The sequence below is a fragment of the Emticicia fontis genome (assembly GCF_054779675.1).
The window spans coordinates 106,746-124,849 of the sequence record NZ_BAAGXU010000020.1 but is presented as its reverse complement, the minus strand read 5'-3'; the positions used below and the strand labels follow the sequence as shown (position 1 = coordinate 124,849).

The 18,104-nt window shown below is 38.3% G+C and carries 12 protein-coding genes; 3 read left to right on the top strand and 9 right to left on the bottom strand.

What is annotated here, in order from left to right; all coding sequences use genetic code 11:
- Positions 1 to 348: 348 nt before the first annotated feature.
- The gene (locus ACYVFA_RS11770; RefSeq protein WP_460472019.1) at positions 349 to 5,346 is read left to right on the top strand and encodes an alpha-amylase family protein; all 4,998 of its coding nucleotides are present in this window, start codon (positions 349 to 351) and stop codon (positions 5,344 to 5,346) included.
- A 68-nt stretch (positions 5,347 to 5,414) separates the two neighbouring features.
- A complete protein-coding gene (locus ACYVFA_RS11765; RefSeq protein ID WP_460472018.1) occupies positions 5,415 to 7,238 on the top strand; it encodes an ABC transporter ATP-binding protein in 1,824 nt (607 codons plus the stop codon).
- A gap of 181 nt (positions 7,239 to 7,419) precedes the next feature.
- On the opposite strand, the gene folE is transcribed toward ACYVFA_RS11765, so the two are convergent.
- The gene (gene folE / locus ACYVFA_RS11760; protein WP_460472017.1) at positions 7,420 to 8,121 is read right to left on the bottom strand and encodes a GTP cyclohydrolase I; all 702 of its coding nucleotides are present in this window, start codon (positions 8,119 to 8,121) and stop codon (positions 7,420 to 7,422) included.
- Positions 8,081 to 8,500, bottom strand: coding sequence for a 6-pyruvoyl trahydropterin synthase family protein (locus tag ACYVFA_RS11755; RefSeq protein WP_460472016.1), 420 nt, complete (start codon positions 8,498 to 8,500; stop codon positions 8,081 to 8,083). The genes folE and ACYVFA_RS11755 overlap by 41 nt, the downstream gene beginning before the upstream one ends.
- A gap of 477 nt (positions 8,501 to 8,977) precedes the next feature.
- On the opposite strand from ACYVFA_RS11755, the gene ACYVFA_RS11750 reads away from it, so the two are divergent.
- Positions 8,978 to 10,405, top strand: a complete 1,428-nt coding sequence (locus tag ACYVFA_RS11750; protein WP_460472015.1) for a CotH kinase family protein — start codon at positions 8,978 to 8,980, stop codon at positions 10,403 to 10,405.
- A 108-nt stretch (positions 10,406 to 10,513) separates the two neighbouring features.
- On the opposite strand, the gene ACYVFA_RS11745 is transcribed toward ACYVFA_RS11750, so the two are convergent.
- The 7 genes from ACYVFA_RS11745 to ACYVFA_RS11715 form a co-directional block, all read right to left on the bottom strand.
- Complete coding sequence (locus ACYVFA_RS11745; protein WP_460472014.1) at positions 10,514 to 11,875, bottom strand: vanadium-dependent haloperoxidase; 1,362 nt, start codon at positions 11,873 to 11,875, stop codon at positions 10,514 to 10,516.
- A 129-nt stretch (positions 11,876 to 12,004) separates the two neighbouring features.
- On the bottom strand, positions 12,005 to 12,493 hold the full coding sequence (locus ACYVFA_RS11740; protein WP_460472013.1) for a gamma carbonic anhydrase family protein: 489 nt from the start codon (positions 12,491 to 12,493) through the stop codon (positions 12,005 to 12,007).
- A gap of 108 nt (positions 12,494 to 12,601) precedes the next feature.
- Entirely contained in the window at positions 12,602 to 13,792 is a 1,191-nt protein-coding gene (locus tag ACYVFA_RS11735; protein WP_460472012.1) for a DUF3179 domain-containing (seleno)protein, read from the bottom strand.
- A 57-nt stretch (positions 13,793 to 13,849) separates the two neighbouring features.
- On the bottom strand, positions 13,850 to 16,027 hold the full coding sequence (locus tag ACYVFA_RS11730; RefSeq protein WP_460472011.1) for a TonB-dependent receptor family protein: 2,178 nt from the start codon (positions 16,025 to 16,027) through the stop codon (positions 13,850 to 13,852).
- A 145-nt stretch (positions 16,028 to 16,172) separates the two neighbouring features.
- Positions 16,173 to 16,712: a hypothetical protein gene (locus ACYVFA_RS11725; protein WP_460472010.1), complete on the bottom strand. Its 540-nt coding sequence runs from the start codon at positions 16,710 to 16,712 to the stop codon at positions 16,173 to 16,175.
- 243 nt (positions 16,713 to 16,955) lie between these two features.
- Positions 16,956 to 17,525 carry a carboxymuconolactone decarboxylase family protein gene (locus ACYVFA_RS11720; protein ID WP_460472009.1) on the bottom strand — a complete coding sequence of 190 codons (570 nt, stop codon included), beginning with the start codon at positions 17,523 to 17,525 and terminating at the stop codon, positions 16,956 to 16,958.
- A 31-nt stretch (positions 17,526 to 17,556) separates the two neighbouring features.
- Positions 17,557 to 18,099 carry a carboxymuconolactone decarboxylase family protein gene (locus tag ACYVFA_RS11715; protein WP_460472008.1) on the bottom strand — a complete coding sequence of 181 codons (543 nt, stop codon included), beginning with the start codon at positions 18,097 to 18,099 and terminating at the stop codon, positions 17,557 to 17,559.
- Between the last annotated feature and the right edge of the window lie 5 nt (positions 18,100 to 18,104).

The window sequence follows — 18,104 nt, the reverse complement described above, 5'->3', positions numbered from 1 at the left end:
AATATTAACAGTGTAGGGGGTGAATATTTGAATATAAGAATACGCATACAATTTAGAAAAAAACAAACACGATTTAAGAAATACGATTATAAAAAATAGGGACTATTTTAATTAGTACCAATTTCCTGATAGCCAGAAGTAGAATAAATATAACTCTTGTAGTATCATTTTACTATTTATTCTATGAGTGTCACCCTTTAATAATAATACGCCCATTCAATAAAAAAATCCGTTAAAATACCTTTTTTCTTCTTATTTTTATGAGAATTATAGTTACCCTAAATAATGCCCAAATTCTACCCTTTACTTTTGTTACTTGCTCTTTGTCAGTTAGTCAATGCTCAAACTATGTCCGTTTCTTTTGATGGACAGACCATTTGTCGAGGAAAAGTTGAAAAAATTGATTTCGTTACTTCAGGAAATTTCAATGCAGACAATTATTTCAAAATTCAGCTTTCGGATGCTTCAGGAGATTTCACCAATCCTGTCGAATTAACAAGTTTCAGTAATACTTCTTTTCAAAAAGTTGCTTTTGTCATACCGGATAGTACAAGTACAGGAACGTCTTATCGCCTCAGAGCGGTAAGCACAAGTCCTGCTATTGTAGGCTTGTCTACTGCCAAATTAGCAGTGCTTGATTCGTGTCTCTCTCCTACTCCACTGCCTGTGATCAATTTACAAAGTTTACACTCGACTCTGCTATGTTCTAATACAACTATTGCAGTTCATTGGACAGTTACAGGTGCAGCATTGGACTCAACTCATTTTTTTACGGTACAACTATCTGATGCCAATGGTAGTTTTGATACTCCCTATATCCTTGCCATTGCAGAAGCAAATGATACTACAGCTAGTTTTAATATTCCGCAAGGTTTGATAGAAGGGACAAAATATAGAATCAGAGTTATAGCCACTAGTCCGGGCATTATCAGCAATAGCACTGATGCTGATTTAAGCATCTTTTCAACACCACCCCCTCCATCAATTATCGTTGCTCCTGCGCAACCTTGCCTGGGAGATACCATCAGGCTTATTGCCAGTAATGGAGGTTTAGACGAAACTACTTATTCATGGACGGGGCCTGTAACGGCATCAAAAGATACTCTATTAATTAGCTCAGGTAGCTTGTCTCATGACGGGACTTATGTGGTAACCGCCACCCGCAATGGTTGTTCTGCTTCTGCCTCCCAGAGTTTAATGCTTGGTAATTGCAAACCTGCGTGGTTGTGGGCACTTACCGACAATTACTGGACTAATACCTTTAATTATCCTTCAACAATCGTTGATACCGAGATAGACAGTGAGAATAATCTATTTATTGCAGGTTTCTTTTCTCAGGGTATGAGTTTAGGCAATACGCTTATTACTACGCTTTATGGCAATACTGTTTTTTGTGATAACTCAGAAACGGCAGATAAGCGAACTGGATTTATTGCGAAAATCAATGCTGAGGGCAAATTAGCCTGGTATAGAAAATGGAATACGCAAAGTGCTACCGGTGATTATCAGTATTGTGACTTAGCCGTAGATAATGGACAGGTTTTTCTGGTATCTGAATTTAACGCAACATCGAATTGTCCTTCTAATCCTGAAAATGGGGCTTCGTTAATCTTAGCTGATGAAGAAGACTTATCGTTAGGAAATATTGCCGGATATTGCCAGTATGCTGTCTCAGATACAATTCCCGGGAAATATGAGTATCGGTATAAAGGGCAATTTACCTGGCTAGCAAAGTTTGATTTAGATGGTACCTTAAATATATTAACTAATCTTACAGAGCTTAAATCCTGTGGTACATCTATCAATAATTTTGATAATAAGCCCGCCTATGGTTTAGGAGCAAAGGGCTATTATTCGTTAAAAGCCCGTAATAATAAGTTATGGCTATTATATACCTGGAATCAGGGATTACCAAATACACTCCGCTTTGCGAATGGAAATGAAACAACCAACGAAGCAGCCGGCTTGGTTGTGATGGAACTTAACCCGGTTAATCTGAATATAGTTAAATACCAGAAAGTGCCTGTTTATTCTCCTTCAGGTTCGTTAGGTATGTCTAACCTTGAAATTGATGCACAGAATAATATTATTGTTACAGGCTCAACTGCCACTATCGGTGTAGGTACAGCGGAGGCAGTTTCATTTGGCCCATATCCGCTCATATTTGGTGATACCGATTACTTTGTAGCAAAATTCAATACTGCTTCAAATAACTGGGCATGGGCCAATAAATCGCAGCTTATCTTATTAGACGACAATGCCGATTCGGCGCCAGTTATCAAAACAGATTCACAAAATAATATCTATCTGGGATTTTCTGTAAGAACTTCTTATGGGGGCAATTTCACCAATATTACCTTACCCACTACACCTCAGGATTATGATGCCAACCGTACTTCAGCATTATTAAAAATAAATTCAAATGGAGACGGTCTATGGGCAAAACTAAATAATCATACTTTAAGAGGTGGACGAAACTCTATCAGTATCGATAATGAAGATAATGTCTATTTTCTTAGTTACCTCAACAACTCTGCCACTGCCGACCGCTTTTTAATTCATGAACATCGCTTACCACAAAAAGACCTAGCTACTTTTAGTAGTACTTCAGGTAATCCGTTTGTTGCAATTTATAAGCCTAATGGAGATTTAGCAGGTTCAGTTAATAATATCAGAGTATATAATGCATTGTATGTAAATGGTCTGGCAGTAGATAATCATAAAAATATCATTCTGAGCGGTAGTAATTATGGCAAAGCTGATTTCGGGCAATTTACTATCAATACCAATTTTGGAAATATTGCTGATTCAAATGACAATCGGCAAAGAGGTTTTATTACCAAAATTGATAATCCTAAAAGCATCGTTCTGGAGTATACCAATACCTATTTATGTACAGGGCTTGAAAATCAAATCAGATTTAATACTACAGGTAATTTTGAAAATAATCTGTTTAAAGCCGAATTAATAGATCTATCTACCAATAAAATTACGACAGTTGCAACAGGCATCAGCAGTCCGCTTTCATTTACAGCCACTGATGATCAGGCAGGTAAAGAATATTATGTCAGAGTTGTAAGCGACGATAATTCAGTAATAGGTACGATACGTGTTGATAAAATGCTGGAAATCAATACCTCACTCCGACCTGTTCTATCGAGTACACTCTTTGGCACTGCTCCGATACAAGGAATTTGCTATACCCAATTGCCTGACTACCGGATTCAAACCAATGTGGCTGGTGCTCATATTGTTTTGAAAAGAAATGGAGAAACGGTATATGAGGGTCAAAATCAGGATTTTCTTCCAACCGAAGCACAAACGGGTATCTATAAAGTATTTGCTGAGAATCAGGGATGTAAAGGCGAAAGTGCAGATTTAGATTTCAGAATCAATCGTCCGGCTAAGGCAAAACTTTCAGGTTCTCAGACAGTCAATGATTTTAATTCTCCTAGTTACCTTTCTCTTAATCTGGAAGGCGGCGGCGAATATGAAGTAAATATTTCGGGTATTCCGTCAGCACTCAAACTGAATAAGTCTTTTGAAACCATCATGGTTCAACCGACACAGAATACCACCTATTCATTAATTTCTGTTTCTAATTACTGCGGCCCCGGTACTGTTGTTGGTGTAGCGGATATTTCGCTTTGCCAGAATTTTTTATCGCTTACCAACCCGACTGATAATTATAGTTCAGGAACCATTATCAGGAAAACGGATGGCACTCATGGTGAAATTATAGCTAACAACGAAATTACAGATAGCGCCAAAGTAGTTTACAGTGCCGGGAAAAGTGTTATGCTCAATCCGGGTTTTTCAGTTTCCAGTTCCGGCAATTTCATTGCTGAAATTAAAGGTTGCAACTATGTAATAGCCGACCAGGAAGATCATGATTTTAAACTAGGCTATGAGAAGTTGCATGTTTATGGGAATTCTCTTGATAAAACGATTGCCGAAATGACAGATTTTGCGCAAAAAGGAGCAAGATTATTTGAATTAACAGTCCGATTTGAGGATGTTTTTAAATCTCGTTCCCAATTTGATGAAACAAACCCTGATATTTTAAATGGATACTGGAGCATGTATGACAAGCTCATTAACCATGCGAATAATATTTATGATTTCGTGGTTCTTCGGGTCAATGTAGATTATGATGATAGCCGTTATTATTTTCAGGAAAGAGATGAGCTTGATCCTACACAAGTACCTTATCAGAATTTCGACAATGCCATGTTTAATCTGTTTGGAGAAATTGTGCAAGATCAGTTCAATAATCCTTCACGAGTAGGTTATGGTTCAGGACATGGCTCGTTTTCGTCACTAACAGCCACAGCCAAGATGAAAGGTTTTGTACAAAAAGTATTGGATAGATATTATCCGACTTTAGGGCAAAAACTCTATTGGGTCTCAATAGCTACATCAGGACAATTTGAAACTGGTTTTAACTATGAAAACGGTTGGGACGGCGAAAATTTTATCAACCCTCGTCCTTGTGAATATGATTATTCGCCCGATAATGTAGGTAAATTCAGAGAATGGTTGGTTACTGAACGTTATACAAATCTGCAAGAAGTAAATAATACCTATCATACCAACTATACCGGAGTTGATCAGATTGAACCGCCCAAAGTAGGTGTAGAAAATATCAAATATATGAATCATGGGCACTTGTTGACTATGTACAATTCGGTAGTATTTGAAGACTGGTATAAATTCAATTATAGACAAATGAAAAACTTTTTGCTTGACTGCAAAAGTATTGTCAAAGCTAAAAGTGATAAGATTAAATTTTGTTTTGAATCTGGCTCAGTAGCAGACCAGTTGAGCGCAGCCCGGAAAACATTTGATGTGCCTGATATTAATACTTATGCAGACGTCTTAAAAACAAATACTGCCACTGCAAGCTTTGGAGGCCAACATACCTGGGATGGTGATATAGTAAGGTCTAATTTCAGTGGAGAAATCCAGACTGAAATCAATGAAATGGATGTGGTAAATATGGCAGGCATCGTAGATCCGGCAATTGTTAAACAAAAAATGCTGGAGTATTCAAAAGCCGCTTATTTGAATAATACCAGAGCCATTATTTTTATTGCAGACAAAGACACACCTTATTATAACAACTCTTTAGATGCTTTGGGTGAGTTGAAAAACTGGATTAATACACATACTGAGAAGTTTACAGAGGGTGAAACTATTTATGTGAATTTATCAGATTTAATCAGGAATTTCTCACAAGCAATGGCACCATTCAATGCTATTTCCTCTTCTCTGCCGGCGAATGGTTATGAGAAAAGGCCGAAAATTATTATCAATAATAATTCGGCTTCACCATCCGGAAAGTAAAATCATCGCCAACCTGATGCAACAATTTTCGAAAAAATACTGTTAGGTTTTTATAGTCAGTTCAGATCATGCCTGAACTGACACGAACCTATCGGAATATAATTTTTGTGAAACATTTAGCTTACCTCAACAAGTTTCTGCTTAAATACAAATGGTATCTTATATTAGGTACTATTTTCACTATTATTTCTAACCTTTTTGGTGTTATTCCGGCGCAGGTTGTTCGCCATGCACTTGATCTGGTGAAAGAAACCATTGACGTATATTTTCTATTCTCTAATACCGAGATTCAGAAAAATATGTATGATGTTTTCACAACCAGCATCAGTATTTATGGTTTGTTGATTCTGGTGATGGCGATTCTGAAAGGTATTTTCTTGTTCGCAGTTCGCCAGACCTTGATTGTGATGTCTCGTCATATTGAATATGACCTCAAAAATGAGATTTATGCACATTATCAGACACTTCCCTTAAGTTTCTACAGAAAAAATAATACAGGAGATTTAATGGCGCGTATCTCGGAAGATGTCAGTAAAGTGAGAATGTATATCGGGCCATCAATTATGTATCTCATGAACATGGCGGTGCTAGTTGTGCTGGTATTGAGTTATATGTTTTCGGTGAATTCACGATTGACCTGGTGGGTATTGTTACCTATGCCTTTGTTATCAGCCAGTATCTTTTTTGTGAGTACGTCTGTGAACAAACGTTCGGAAGAAATACAACGTAGCCTTTCGCATCTCTCTACTTTTGTGCAGGAGGCGTTTTCCGGTATCAGGGTTTTGAAAGCATTTGCGCGTGAAGATGACTCGGTGAAACGTTTTAGAAAAGAAAGTAATGTGTATAAGGCAAAATCTTTATCTCTTACCCGCTTTGATGCGCTCTTCACCCCTACTATTGCCTTATTGATTGGATTAAGTACGGTTTTATGCGTATATATTGGTGGACAGGAAATTATTGCAGGCAGGTTGACACCCGGTAATATCACCGAGTTTATTATGTATGTATTTATGCTTACCTGGCCTTTAACGGCTTTAGGCTGGACATCAAGCCAGATTCAACGGGCAGCAGCCTCTCAACAACGCATCAATGAGTTTTTATTGACCAAGACAGATATTGTTTCAGAAAAAAACCTGACTAAAGAAATTCAGGGAGGTATTACATTCAGAAATGTAAACTTTATTTATCCTGATTCAGGTATTCAGGCACTAAAAGGCTTCAATCTGGACATTAAAGCCGGTGAATCAGTAGCGATATTGGGTACAACGGGCTCAGGCAAAAGTACGATTGCCAATCTGATTGTGAGAATGTATGACGCTACGGAAGGAGAAATTTTGATTGATGGCATTTCGATTAAAGATTATAATATTCAGCACGTGCGTAGCCAGATGGGTTATGTGCCACAGGAAGTGTTTTTATTTTCGGACACGATTCTGAATAATGCCAAATTCGGTTCTCCTGACATTACCGATGAGCGTATTATAAAAGCTGCAAAAGATGCGGATTTGTATAAAAATATCATGGATTTCCCGGATAAGTTTGAAACGAAATTAGGGGAACGTGGGATTACTTTATCAGGCGGACAAAAACAACGTTTATCTATTGCCCGTGCCATTGCCCGTGAGCCCAAAATATTAGTTCTTGACGATTGTCTTTCAGCAGTTGACACCAATACCGAAAACATTATTCTGAATAATCTGGAAAGAATTATGCAGAACCGTACTTCGGTTATTATTTCTCACCGTGTCTCTTCAGCTAAATTAGCTGATAAAATCCTGATGCTGGATGAAGGGGTTGTCATTGAACAAGGCACCCATGAGGAACTATTGAAGAAAGATGGTGCCTATAAGGAATTGTATGAGAAACAGTTGCAGGGGGAGGAAGTGCAGTAGAGAATTGAGTGATTGTATATCTTGAACTTTGATTTAACTGTCCACCGTCGCGGCTGATTTAAGGATTTCACTGAAAGTACAATTAATAAAATCAGTTATTTTATAATATACAAAATCAGGTCAATCAATTTAATCAGTTAAATCAAAGCTCTAGACAATTAATACACAATCACTAAACCACTCAATTGATATATTTTAGAAACTCCGCCTTAGTAGCTTCCTGTTGAAATTTACCGCCGTAGAAACTTGTAATGGTAGTTGAAGTATCATCCTGTACACCGCGTGAGGCTACACACAAGTGTTTGGCATCCATTACTACCGCTACATCTTCTGTACCTAAAACCTTTTGTAATTCTTTAGCAATCTGCATGGTCAGGCGCTCTTGTACCTGTGGCCTTTTAGCAAAATATTGTACAATACGATTCAGTTTCGATAAACCAATTACCTTACCGTTGGCAATATAAGCTACGTGGGCTTTGCCAAAAATCGGCACAAAGTGATGCTCACAATTCGAGTAGAAAGAGATGTCTTTTTCTACTAACATTTCATTATACTGATATTTATTATCGAAAAGTGCAACTTTCGGTTTATTTTCCGGATTCAGCCCACTGAAAATCTCTTTCACATACATTTTCGCTACACGCTTAGGTGTACCTTTCAATGAATCGTCTGTGAGGTCTAAACCCAAAGTATCCATTATCTGGCGGAAATAGTATTCGATATTGGCTATTTTCTCGTCGTCATTCATTTCAAAGGCGTTGGCACGCATAGGCGTTTCAACAGATGTGCTTACATGATCATCACCTAGCTCCTCGTCCGTAAGGGTAATTTTGGTATCTTCTTCAAATAACAGGGTATTCAACAAAGTTTCGTTCGGTTTCATATAATCTGATTCTAAGGTCTAAATGGTTTGGCAGTTTTGCCCTCAATTTCTCATAAATTACAACTGCGATATTCTCAGCCGATGGGTTAATGTCTCTGAATTCTTCGGTATCAAGGTTTAGGTTTTTATGATCAAACTTGTCCAGAATTTCTTCTTTGATTAAATCACTTAACAGCTTCATATCCATAACATAGCCAGATTCAGGGTCGACTTCGCCAATCACCTGTACCACAAGGTCATAGTTATGCCCATGGAAATTGTAATTATTACATTTTCCATACACGCGTTCATTTTTCTCCTCCGACCAGTTCGGGTTGTTGAGACGGTGAGCAGCATTGAAATGCTCTTTTCTGAACACTGCAACTCGTTTAGAACTCATTATTTTTCTTGATTTAAACGCTTTGAGTATTTACTACAAATACTAAAATCTGTGAAATTTCAGGGATTTAGTTTTAAAGTTTAAAAGTCGTCTGAAAGGTTGTCAGCAACACTTTTAAACTAAATCTGTGAGAATTTTTCCTATCTAAAAAATGCTATTTTGTTTAATATTAACATAACAAAATTCAACACAAAAAGTTGCAAAATACCTCAAATAGACATTTAAACAACTGACTATAAATAGATTAAGTATTTCATTAAAGTAGCTTATGATTCGTTGCTACTATGCTGTTGCACCGTTAACTTAAGTCTTGTGAAATTGCCAAATTATTTAATTGTATTTTCCAGTGAAAAAATAGAAATATTATATCCTGGTTTTTCGCTTAATAGCAATTAAGTTTATACATTTACGGAATGTTGATTCAAGAAAGAATGAATTGACTATTTGCTGAATACTCCACCTAATTATAACAACTCAATGACTAGCTGCCGACTAAATCAATTTTATCAATTATTGATGCTTGCCATTTTGGGAGTAGTGCTCATCGTTTCCTGCTCAAAAGAGAGCAGACCGACACCAATAAAATCTAACCTTCCAAATCCCAATTTGCCCAATATCAAACCCAGAGGTGATGAAAATTACCTGAAACAAGGCTCTGACTATATCTATAATCAGGAAAAAGTAAAGACTTTCGAACTGATTATTCCAAATGATAATCTGGCCAAATTAGATTTCGACCCCGTTAATCAGGATTATGTAGAAGGTGCTTTGGTATTTGAAGGAGATACCATCAGTCCGATTGGTGTACGATACAAAGGAACTATTGGAGCTTTTGCGGGTTGTTTGTCAAATCCTGACTGGCGATATCCGTCAGGACAAAAAACCTGTGAAAAGCTCAGTTTGCAAATAAAAATTAACTGGAATAACCGCAAAGAACGCTTTTTTGATCTGAACAAACTTCAATTCCATGCACAAAACTATGATAAATCACAGTTACGCGAACGTGCGGCTTATTGGCTTTTTGCCCAAATGGGCGTTCCTACTCCCCGCTCGGTTCATGCAAGGTTAATCATCAATAAAAAATATTCTGGGTTATATGGACTTACCGAAGAAGTCGATAATCGCTTTGCCCAATATTTTTATAAAGAAGGGAAAGGGAATGTATATAAGGAAGTCTGGCCAGTAAAAGCCAGTGGCGAACTACAATCAGATAATGCTTTAATAGCGGCGCTGAAAACCAATGAAGAGGAACAGAATATTGATTTCATTAAAGAATTTGGTCAGGCTGTTGCTGCTGCTAACCCATCAAATATCAAAGATGTAGTAAGAAAATACATGGAAATCAATAAAATAATGGCTTATTGTGTGGTTGATAGAGCCATCAGGCATGATGATGGCCCTTTTCATTGGTATTGTGATAATGAAACACTCAACTCTTGCGCAAACCATAATTATTATTGGTTTGAAGACAAAAAAAACAGAAAAATGCATCTCATTCCATGGGATATGGACGGCACTTTCGAGCATGTAATCCTGAATGCGAACGATTATACCTCTCTAAAAGATAAGTGGGGAGAAACTTCTAATAGTTGTATACCTTTTGCAAGGGGAAGTGGTGGCAAGAAACAACTTTCAGCTGCTTGCGAAAAGCTAATAGCAGCTTGGGGAAGTTTTGATCAGGAATATACTTCTATTAAAAAGACCCTCTTGAGCAATTTCGTGGAAAACGGTAAAATGCTTTCTCAGGTAGATATCTGGGCAAAGCAGATTGAGCCATTTATTATTGAGGCAGATAATTTTCATAATAAAGACATTATGTATGAAGCTAATAAGAGAACAACTACATTTCGTGTTTGGGAAAACGCAACTAATACCTTAAGAAGTCAGATAAAAGCAATTCAATAATTTCTGTACACTGCAAAAAAAACTCACTCCCCTGAAATTCAGGAAAGTGAGCCTGGTTTTAAACAAAGGGATTCTATCGTGTACTAAAAATCTTTTTTACTCCTTGGGTCATTTTTTGAAATTAAGCTTTAATATATTCTTTGCAATGTCTTTGCCGTTTTGTTGTCCGTTCTCGTTCGCCATCCGATATTGTACACCCGCATATAGCTGTGCTAAGGTAGCTTCATTGGTATATTCTTCGAATGATTTGAACGTGCGGTTTGTTAATTTTCCCTCATAGGTATTGTCAGTAAAAGCGTAAGTATTTCCAAAAACAGCTGCTAATATCTCAGCACTTGCCCCCGAAATGGTGGCATTATCTGATGTATATGATGGCACTGGTTGTGTTGTTATAAATGGCGACCAATTCGGTGCAATAGCCTGTTTGATATACGTAACAGGTGCCATCAGATTATAATTGTACTTCGATTTCCAGCAAACTACATAAGCATCATTCATGGTTAAACCTAGTTTAATATATACTTCAGCGGCTTTATCCAGTTTCGATTTCTCTTTTTTCAGAACAATATTTGCAATGCTGAAACTATGTCCTGCGGGTGTAATGGTTGCATCAGACCAGAAACCTGCCAATACTTTTTGGTCAGCTGTCAGTGCTTTTCCTATAGTATATACCTCTTTAGCGGCATTATACATGGCAGAATTTTCTTTGAACGAAAAAGCAATAGGTGCAACAGGCTTAACTGAATTATTGAGTGCTGAAAAATTACGGTTCTTCCCCCAGTAAGGCAATAGCGGTATTTTCTGATTGCTCACAGGTTCCCATGAGCCAATGTCCACAGGCACTTTATAAGTAGTTGGAAAGTTGTTACTCCACCCCTCATTCCCTCCATCGGTTTTAGAATAATCCCAGATAGCTTTGGCAATATCTGCACCGAAATTGATGGAACGCTCTATCAACTGCTGATCGGTTATCCCTGTTTTTAATGCTGCTTCTGTAACCCTACGCAAAGAATCTATAGATGTTTTATTATCATCGTTGGTTGTGGCATATAATTCTTTAATTAAGGTCGAAATGGCTGCATTGGCAGCGATTCCCCAACTATATTCTTTGGTTGAATCCGGTAAAGGTAAGGTCTTCAATCCCGCGATTTTTCCTGATAATGATTGATACCCATCTAAACCATACACAACACTTTCATAAAAAGCGAGGCTTGTATAAGCCAGACTACGGGCTGCTACTGGTGCCGCATAGCCAGGCGTAGATTTTATCAAACGTAATTGCAGGTTCGTCCAGTTAATGGCCATACTTGCATCGAATGTATTGGTTTTTTTTGATTTAACAGCAGGAGCAATTACTTCTTTGCCGGGTTTATCCTTGCAAGAAGTGAGGCATATAGTAAGTATACAAATGATGACGTATAAAGTTACCCTTACGCATTTTAGAGAGAATGCTGTGTATAGATTCCTCATAAATTTTTCTTTTTTCCTGACCTAAATCTAGTCAGAATAAAATCAAAAACCTTGCCAAAAGACCAGACAAAGTTTTTCTATTTCTACTTTATTTAAGAAAATTTCAGAATTTGATCTAAAACTTATTTATTAGCTGGTCTTCAAAGGAAACTTTCCTGCTTTATGCTCAAGTGCCATTTCTACATAATGCCCGGCACTCATAGCCAGTTTTTCGGCTACTTCGGGTGGTAAGGTTTTTATTACTTTGGCTGGTGTACCTACTGCCATCGAATAATCAGGAATTTCTGTGCCTTCGGTTACCAGCGCATTGGCACCTATAATACAATATTTACCGATTTTAGCTCTGTTCAGAATAGTTGCCCTCATGCCTATCAACGAATAATCGCCAACTGTTGCACCATGCACAATAGCACCATGGCCCACAGTTACGCTTTCGCCGATGAGAGTGGGTTCACCAAAATCTGCGTGCAGGATAGCCCCATCCTGAATATTGGTGCGGTTACCAATCACAATTTTTTCAACATCAGCCCGAATCACTGCCGAATACCAAACCGAAACATCTTCGCCAAGTGTTACATCACCCATCACACTGGCATTAGGTGCAATAAAATATCCCATTTTATAGAATTTTGAATAAGCCACGAATAAACATAAATGCTATGAATTTTCAAGAGTCAATCTTCAAAAAATTCATAGCATTTATCAATCAGGTAACGTCAAGACCAATTAAGGCCAGATTTCAGTTGGTGAATGGAATTGCTTCCATGCACGTAAATACTCCTGATAAGACTGCACTTTTACTAATGTTTTGCCTTTCAGTTCTCCTTCTACACTCTCACCTTTCCAGTTCCACAGGCTATTGGTTTCTCTGTCTCTGAAACCTGCCGGGTCTTGTACAAAATTTAAGATTTTACCATCAATAGTTCTTTCAAACACATGGTAAGTATGGCCGTCTGGCTCTACTATAATAGCTATTGGCGTATCTCCTATTTTATCATTAAGCGTTGTCAGGTTTACGACATTGGGCCATACATAAGCCTTATTCTTTTGGTTAATACTTACACCAATCACCCAACTCTTATCCCATATTTTATTCGGGTGGGTCAATGAGTCTTCATCTTTACGTTGACGACGGTCATAGGTTTTCAACTCATCATATTCTTCATTAAAAGTATTATCAGGCTGAAATACCAGACCATCAGGGTATTGAGCAAAAAAGGCTTTCAGGGTCATTTGTTCTGATGGGATAATGTCTAATTTCTTTCCTTCCTGTGCGCCTACTGCCGCATCGCCCGTAGCCTGATACCACCAGGTTTTAGTGTCTTCGTCCTCAATTACTGCATTATAATGTCTGGCACCTACCAGTCGGAAGATTTGTTTTTTCCCATCTACAATCGGGCTAAAAACCAAGCCAGTGCGGCACATGGTGCAATACGTAACCAATACAGGTTTGTCGCCGACATTATCCTGTATTTTATGATGATAGCCTACATATTTAATCGGATACGCTTTGGCTATTCCGCCGTTTACAACGGTCATCACTACCAGACTATCCGGCACTTTATTATCTTTCTGGCTAGCAAACTGCATTTTTCCAGGTTCTTTAAACATGACCTCTGCTCTATAAGAAACATTGGTAAAATAATACAGCCCTCCGGCTATTAATACAATGATGCCTACCAAAATCCTTTGTTTGACACTGCCCTTCGTGATATAAGACCATGCCGGATAAGCCAATAGTAACAAACCTATTATTCTTGAAGCCAGAATGATTTTCTCAAGATAATAAGTTAGCTTGATAGCTTCTAAATCCTGGCTACCCGGAAAGGGCATCAACAGATATGCCTGTAAGAAAGCAGGAACGATAAGGCAGATAGCACCTATCCAGAACAAACGTTTTTTGAGTGTAGGGGTCATTGTATTTAGGTTATTTTAGGTAAAAGTCGCCTCCCCCGAGGCGACCTGATAGACTACTTATATTTTTAACCCGACTGTCACATTCACGCTTCTACCATCCGAAGACCATATACCCGGACCTGGATAAAAGGTAGGACGTTTGGTAAAGTATTGCTCATTAGTCAGGTTATTGATGTTCAGTTTTATGGTCATCGTTCTTGTTACCCGATAGGTGGCATTAATATCAAGCAAGCCATATGAGGGCACTAAGCCTACCGTACCGGTTGCGTTTGGCTTGATTGTATTCAGGGCATCGGCATAGCTTTTAGCTGTGTAGCTGTAAAGTGCAGTAATGCTTAATTTTGTATAACGGAATGTGAGTCCGTTGCGGCTTATCCACCTCGGTACACTTTCTACTTTGTTGCCTTTTACGCTCACATTCTTGTCTCCTACTCTCACGGCAGCATCCTGATAACGGGCATTCATATAAGCCGTAGAAGTAAAAATCGATAGAGTTGATTTTTGCGATAAACGGGTATCGTATTCGATATAGGTTTCTAAACCATTCGTCTGTGAATCACCTACATTGGTTCTCAGGTAATAAAAGTCTCCGTTTGCTTCTGTGCCATACGTCATACCCATACGGTTGTTATACTGCAACTGAAAAGCACTGATATCCCATTTCCAATGCTCAGTATTGCCTCTGTATCCGATTTCTGCATTATACCCATAACCATCTTTCAGGTTTTTATCTATCTTCTCATAAGAAGCCGCCGGAACAATATCTTTCAATACAACCGGGCGATAAGCCTGCGCGAAACCTACATAAAGGCTTTGCGATTGGTTAATCTGGTAATTAGCATTCAAACCCAACAACGGGAAATGATGCGAGATTTTGGTTGGCAACTGGCCTGCATCATAATACGCAATCTTTCCACTCAGGTTCGATTCACCTACTTCTACCCTTATACCCGGTGTAACCGAGAATTTAGAAGTAATGGCAAAACGGTTTTCAGCAAAGAAGGCAAAATTCTGTGTTTTCAGGTGCATATCTCTTACCCAGTCGCCGGTCTTTGATAAATCAAAATCACTACCAGTATTACCTTTACCTAATTGCTGGCGGTTCAGATCATTATTGATTAATTGCACGCCAGTTACTAAAACAGACGATACTTTACCTAAATTATAACTATGCAATAAACGCGCTTCTACCGAATAACTATGAAAATGATCCATATCTACCTGACGATTCACGTATTGTAAAGTTTTCGGGTCGATGGCATCTACCACATTGGCTGTTTTATCCAACATTACACTATTTCTATCTCCTAACACGCCCGATGCAGTAAGAGAAACACGGGTACGTGGGTTAAAACGAAAATCTGCCGAAAGAGATGGTATATAAATAGTGGGGTTAAAATAATTACGTGAACGGGTTGACATTCTTGGATTCGCATAAAACATACTGTCTGTCAATGGCCCTGGAATATGGTATACATATTGCGAATGCTTCAAATCAGCTTTTAACGTAACTTTTGGCGATGCCTGATAAGTAATACCAAAAGCTTCTCCGCTATAATCACTTTGCGAATTATCACGGTATCCATCAGAGTGGCGTCTTGAATAATAACCGTAATACTGGATTTTACCTATTTTCCCGCTGATACCATTATAGGTACTTACCAAACCAAAAGAACCTAAAGAGTTAATGGTCTCAAAACTGAATTTTCTGGTTGTATCCGGCTGTTTGGCAACATAATTCAACATCCCGCCAAACTGCGCCCCATATTGCAATGAACCTGTACCACGAACCAACTGAATAGTCTGAATAGCTTCCATTGGTAAGCTGAAATGACTAGCCGGATAAGCATACATATCTGAATTAGTAATAATACAATCGGCACGTATATTATACTCCCAGCCACGATGCGGGTCAAGCCCACGGGTTGAAATATTAGTCTGGTTACCGGTTCCATCCATATCATACACAAATACCCCTGGTATCTTGGCAAAAATCTGACGAGGTGTTTTTTCGGCAATGTTAGCATCTGCGCCTAATACATTTATTACCTCAGTTTTCTTACCGCCAAACAGGTAGGTTCCTTGGGTTAAGGGTAATCGCTCAATGGTATTTTTATAACGTTGTTCTAAAATGCTGACACCCTCCAATTCTTTGACTTTTACCGAATCTGTTTCTTGTGCATATATATTTGTAAAGCATACCATCAGTATGCATAGTAATCGTATTGACTGCATAAAAATTTTCTTTGGAAGCAAAACAGAATAAGCAGACATTCCAGCCTGCATTTGCATTGCTTCAATTAACACTGATTTTATTAAAAGGAAATAGGTATAACACCCTCACGAGGAGGACATTATACCAGATACTCTTTATATAAAACTAGGTTAATTCAGGCGGAGGTGAATGTAACAGGTGTATAACCTGATAATTCGATGCGTGTGGTTCTGTATAAAAAGAGAGGTAATATGATTCGGCAATCGGCTCGGTTAAGCTCAACTGTAAAGCGTCTGATACATATATCTTCTGTAAATCTCCAAACAGTTTAATGATCTTGCCTAATGGACTTTGCGGAGTATCTGCACTTGTATTATTCATTCCCAGAATAAGCGAGGCCAATTCGGTATAACTCTCTTTGGCATTCTGGTTTGATTTCAAAATCACATAAAGCGTGTCATTCTCCTGATATTCATGCATGATATTATAAAAATCATTCCCACTGCGTATTAAGCCTTCTTTATCGCCTCCATTATAATGGGCATTTTTTGCAGTAGTTGGTATTTTTATAATCTTCCATTTATCATCAATAATCACATTCGAACTCGTACTGTAATTATCATCAAAAAACAGCATAGCTATCGTGAGCCCAAACATATTGTAGAGCAGCAGCAATAGTAGAACGATAGATGCTATTTTCTTCAAGGCAGTTAGTAAATATTTATCAAATCTAATAAAAATCTTTCTCTTTTTTAAAGAAACTCTGCACATCTATGAGATATGCAGAGTCTGAAAATTTTTAACTAAAAACAAAACAGAAATAATTTTTTAGCAAAGCGTTGTTTTGGGAAAAATCTTTTAATCATGTGTTAGAAACTCTGCACACCAATCGGTGCGCAGAGTATAATTGTCAACCTATGATTAAATCAAAACTAAGATTCAATATTTTTATTTACCGATGCTTTTCATAGCATCAAAATTGGCATAACCATCTTCTTTAATACGAATACCTCTGGCCGCATACGCTTGCGGGTCAGTCGGTGCCCAGGTACCTAAACCATCTACATAACGATTAAACATACAAAAGGCTGCGGCAATCAGTACCGCATCATGAATCTCTTTGTCACTTGCACCTGCATTTCTTGCGGCTTCTATTTGCGCGGTTGTCACATTCTTTCCGCCTTTCTGTACACTGGCGGCAATAGCTAACAGCGCCTTTAACTTATCCGAGATTAGTGCTTCTTCAGGGTTTTTCTTGATTTGTGCTATCAGAGTGCCATCATCTTCCAGATAACATTGGGCTGCTGAGCCATGTACACTCTGGCAAAACAGGCAATCATTCAGATAAGAAACATAGGTGGCAATGGCTTCACGCTCACCCGGCGAAAGACTATTATTCGGGTCTCTCAATAGAATTTCTGCCAAAGCATTCAACGGACGAGCCGTATCAGGGCGAAATGCCATTAATCCTCTGATACCCGGTAGTGATTCTTCTTCTGGTAGTTTGATATATGCCATTATCTTGTTTCTTTAAATCTTAATGCTTGTTTTATTTCTTGGCTCCGTAGCCCAATCCTTCTGCAATCATTCTTCCTCTCTGGCGGAATATTTCAGGGTCTTCTATCGGTGCTATTCCCATTCCATCCAGATAGCGATTGAAAAAGCAGAAAGTAGCTGCTATAATCACCGTATCGTGTATCTCAATATCGGTGGCACCTAGTTCTTTTGCTCTGTTTATCTGGCTTTCTTTCACGTGCTTGCCGCCTTTTTGTACACTGGCTGCAATGGATAAAAGTGCCTTTAGCTTATCCGAAATCGGTGCGTTTTCATAATCTTCTTTAATCTGTTCTATCAAAGCTTCGTTATCATCCAGATAACAAGCTGCTACTGCTCCATGCACGCCCTCACATAAATGGCAATCATTCAGCTTTGAAACCAATGTGCCTATAATCTCACGCTCGGCTTTGGTCAACCCTTCATCAATGCATAGAATCCCTTCGGTAAATGCCCCTAAGTGTGGAGCGAGATGTGAGCGAAAAGCCATCAGACCTCGCATTCCTACTGCACCTTCGGGTAATTGAATATACGCCATAAGCT